This window comes from Gemmatimonadota bacterium (assembly GCA_026706845.1).
In the GTDB taxonomy this organism is placed as follows: Bacteria; Latescibacterota; UBA2968; order UBA2968; family UBA2968; genus VXRD01.
In genome coordinates this window covers 1-2,470 of the sequence record JAPOXY010000077.1, presented here as the reverse complement: position 1 = coordinate 2,470, position 2,470 = coordinate 1, and the positions used below count along the sequence as shown (strand labels likewise).

Annotated in this window: 1 protein-coding gene; it reads right to left on the bottom strand. The window is 48.8% G+C overall.

Annotation, left to right across the window (positions count from 1 at the left end; all coding sequences use genetic code 11):
* Positions 1-53 precede the first annotated feature (53 nt).
* Entirely contained in the window at positions 54-2,300 is a 2,247-nt protein-coding gene (locus OXG87_07535) for an N-6 DNA methylase (GenBank protein MCY3869394.1), read from the bottom strand.
* Positions 2,301-2,470: the final 170 nt, after the last annotated feature.

Sequence of the window (2,470 nt, the reverse complement as noted above, 5' to 3'; positions counted from 1 at the left end):
CCGCTTTGAGCGGTTCACAAATTAAAGCCCCCGGCTTTGCCGGGGGATATTTACTATATTGTCCGATCACGCGTTTCCTTGAACAGTTTAGAACGATCCTGAGAATCCAGTAAAACTTTCCATCGCCGTTTAAGTACCCCTTTTTCCGGTCCGATTGGCCAAGTTCTTTTTGCCTGAGAGCCAGAATGTTGCCACGGCATGAGATCGGTCAATAATGGCCAGGAAAAGTACTTGCCATTCTTAACCGTTGGCCGAAATGGGTCTTGCCAACCAGTTGGGCAATACTGCCATTTAACAGCGTCAAAGTCGTGGATGGAGTCGAGTTTGGCGAGTTTTTCTTTGCGTGCTCCCTCTATAGAGGTGTAGTGAACATTCGCGGGTTCATTAAGGTCCGCCCCGTTTAAGCGGATGGCTATGGCGATAGCGACGGGAGTCTGAATAGCAAAGACGTTCTCGCTCTGACGCGTCCCGCGTAATTCACCACCCAGGTCGATAATCCAGATCTCATCGCATATTTTCCGCATGTGCTCGCGCATCCCTGAAAAAGCATCACCAACCAGGTAACTTGATGCACTGATAAAGCTGATAATTCCGGAACCACCAGAAGTATCGTGCTCAAACACCTTCCAAAGCGCCCAGCGCCAGAAGTAAACGTAAAAATTGTACAGGTTTTTAATGTCTCCTCCGTGCCCGGATGCTTTAGCTGGCTCAATAAAATCACTTAATATAGGTGAAATTCCTTTTTTATCATCCCCCTCGTCTCCCCAGCGAACCCAGCTGCCCGTGCGCGCTTTATTATCTTCCCTGGCCGCCTTATGGCGGTCATAGGGAGGGTTCCCTACACAGACGATGACCGGGACGTCACTTTTCACGCTCAATGCTTTGGCGTGCTGCTCGGCTACAGGTTCCTGATAAAGCGTCACTTGGGGAGGTTCTGCATTCGGGCTTTCAAGAGTATCGGTCAGGTAGATATGAAGTCCGTCATCAGGTAATGATGATCCAGACTCACGCAGGGTTTGGCTGATGCGAAGTTCGCTTACTGCGTAAGGTCCGACCATCCACTCGAAGCCGTATAGATTCTTTGCAAGTTCAGTAGCCTTGCCGGGTACGGCGCCTTTTCCCTGCTCTTCCTTGACGCGAGTAAGGGCGTGATCAATTATGCCCAGAAGGTATGTCCCCGTCCCAACGGCAGGGTCTAGTGTAATCACCCCTGAATCGGCAAAACCAAGCGGTTTTTTCAATTGCGTGGCGAGTAGCTTATCGAGTAGTCGCACTTGTGCGCGAACTACTTCAAGAGGGGTATAATAAACACCTGCATCCTTGCGTAATTCCGGGTCATAAACCGCCAGGAAATCTTCATAAAAATATAACCAGAGGTCTTGTGTATCTGTAAGTGAATCAGGTGACACTACGTCGACTATGCGTGAAAGGAGATTAAATGATGTAGAGATCTCCTCCCGTGCTTTTTGGTCAGTCAAAAGTTGCAGCGCACGTGAGAGGAGTCCGTATTGTTCTTCGAATGTTGTGGTATTTTTGCTTTGATCCAACGGATCAATTCCTTCAGTGCGAGCCAACAGCAGAGCAAAGGTGACTGTTTGGGCATACGCATCAGCAAATTGTTTATCGGAGGCGTCAGGGAAAAGAAGCTGACGCCATTCATCAGCGAGTTTGACAATCGGTGAATCCGGGTCCTTGAGCGCATCTGACACATCGTCACGAAGCATCCGGCATAATGGCGCCAGAAACCTAGCAAAACCCCCTAGATCGATTTTATTATTTTTGTCGGTGGGTATAATCGGCTCCCATAATAAGAAATCCCGCAAAAGAGAAATCAAGGCTTGAGCATCCTGGAGAGTGACGGCGTCTTTGCCGTCTGTAGATACATTGCCTGAAAGTCTTATGATGGCGCCTGTTCGTTCCCCATCACGATACAGTGACCACTCATTACCATCCGTGTACAGGATGTTGGGTATGGATGAGAAACGCTTGAATTGCTCTCGGTCGTGACCCTTGAATTGCTTCGCGTTAACGCCGACGCCTGTAGCCTTGAGTTCCGCATATCCAGCGAGAAGATTATTTCGGTTTATGCCGTAATCAGGTTTCCCCAGACGATTTGGTAAGTGCACCTCTCCGGTGGGGACTACATTCCAACCTAAAATAGAGCCCGCAGATGACATGAAGCCCTCGAACGGCGCGCGTAGCTGGTCTTCAGGTTCGCCAGATATGATTTGCGTCATTTTTTCTGTTACGGCAGAGGCAAATTTCTGGAGCGCTTCGTAGATTAGGATGTCATCATTCATTTGTTTTTTACATAGGGATGCGGTTGTTTCTGTTCATTACTCCATCCTCTCAGGAAATAGAGTCTGAGGCAAATCCGGGAACGTCCATGGGTGTACGACAATTTTGTGAGATGGGGGTGATTATACACCTGCCCGACGCTCCCAGAAGTCATCGAAACGGTTATTGAGGA